Raw genomic sequence first — 1458 nt, 5'->3', positions numbered from 1 at the left:
AATCTGTATTGTTATATTCACTATTATTTGTATTCGTATTAGCTCGCTCTTGCAATTCACGCTCGCGCAACGCTGCTAAGGCAGCGTATTGGAAAGTATCTGAAACAGGAGCAGGTTCAGGTTTATTTGCAGCGTGAGAAATAACAATAAGCAAAGATGCAAGCAAATAATTTGCTACTAAAGAAGAACCTCCAGCTGCCATATACGGCAAAGTTAAACCGGTTAATGGAATAACCAAAGTAATTCCACCAACAACAGTAAACACTTGGAAAGCCATAGTAAAAACAAGCCCTGAAGCTAATAATTTTCCAAAGCCATCTTTAATTTTCATTGCAGTAATCATTCCGGATGCAATAATAATTAAATACAAAACCAATACGGCTAGAAGCCCAGTAAGACCAAGCTCTTCACCAACAGAAGCATAAATAAAATCAGAATTAGCTAGCGGTGTTATAGAAGGATGACCTTGTCCTAAACCTGTTCCGGTTGTTCCTCCAGCAGCCAAACCAAACAATCCAGATACAATTTGCGCTGAGCCACCAGGAAAACGATTATAAACCGCATTATCAAATGGATGAAGCCACGAATCCACACGATATTGCACATGTGCAAATAACTTTACTGCCATCAAGCATCCAGCTACAAAAGCAATACCCCCAACAGCAATCCATCCTCTGCGACCTGTTGCCACATACAACATTGACACAAACATTGCGAAGAACATCAATGACGTTCCAAGATCATGCTGGATAACAAGCACACCCATTGATGCTGCCCATACTAAAGCAATAGGTCCCATGTCTTGTAAGCGAGGAAGGTGAACTCCCAAAACCTTATTTCCACCTACAGCAAGTCGATCACGATGATTAAACAGGTACGCAGCAAAGAAGAATGACAGGAAAAGCTTAGCAAACTCTCCTGGTTGCACTGTGTGATCTCCAAAACCTATCCAAATTCTCGCTCCACCAATTTCTTTACCTAATCCAGGAACCATAGGTGAAAGCAAAAGAATCAAGCCTATAACCATATTCACATAAGAAAAACGCCTTAAAATGCGATAATCTTTCAAAAGAATAACGAAAATAATTGATAATACTAATGCTGCACAAATCCACACCATTTGTTTTATTGCAACATTTGTATTATTTTGCCTATCGATTCTAGCTATAAGAACTGTTCCAATTGCAGTTAAAAGCATAATACAAGGTAAAATAGCTTGACTTGCATATGGCTGTTTAACAAGAAGAACACCCCAAAATACGAAAAACAGTGCCATAACGAGAATCAACATTGCTGCATAATTAGCAGAAATATAACCGTCAATACGGAAAAACATCTGTAAAAATGCCATGCCAGAAAGCAATGTTGCAAAAAGCAACAATGCTATCTGTCTGATACGCGTAGCAATCATATTCATGAGGTTTTACCCCCTTGCTTCGCGTTATCTTTATTTTTATT

Annotated in this window: 1 protein-coding gene; it reads right to left on the bottom strand. The window is 38.7% G+C overall.

Features of this window, described 5'->3' with window-relative positions; all coding sequences use genetic code 11:
* Positions 1-1417, bottom strand: a 1417-nt coding sequence (locus A5295_RS05955) for an FtsW/RodA/SpoVE family cell cycle protein (RefSeq protein ID WP_064622167.1), incomplete at its 3' end; no start/stop codon positions are given.
* Between the last annotated feature and the right edge of the window lie 41 nt (positions 1418-1458).

Origin of the sequence: Gardnerella sp. 26-12, from assembly GCF_001660745.1 — a bacterium.
GTDB classification, from domain to species: domain Bacteria; phylum Actinomycetota; class Actinomycetes; order Actinomycetales; family Bifidobacteriaceae; genus Bifidobacterium; species Bifidobacterium swidsinskii.
This window is presented reverse-complemented; position numbering and strand designations above follow the sequence as displayed.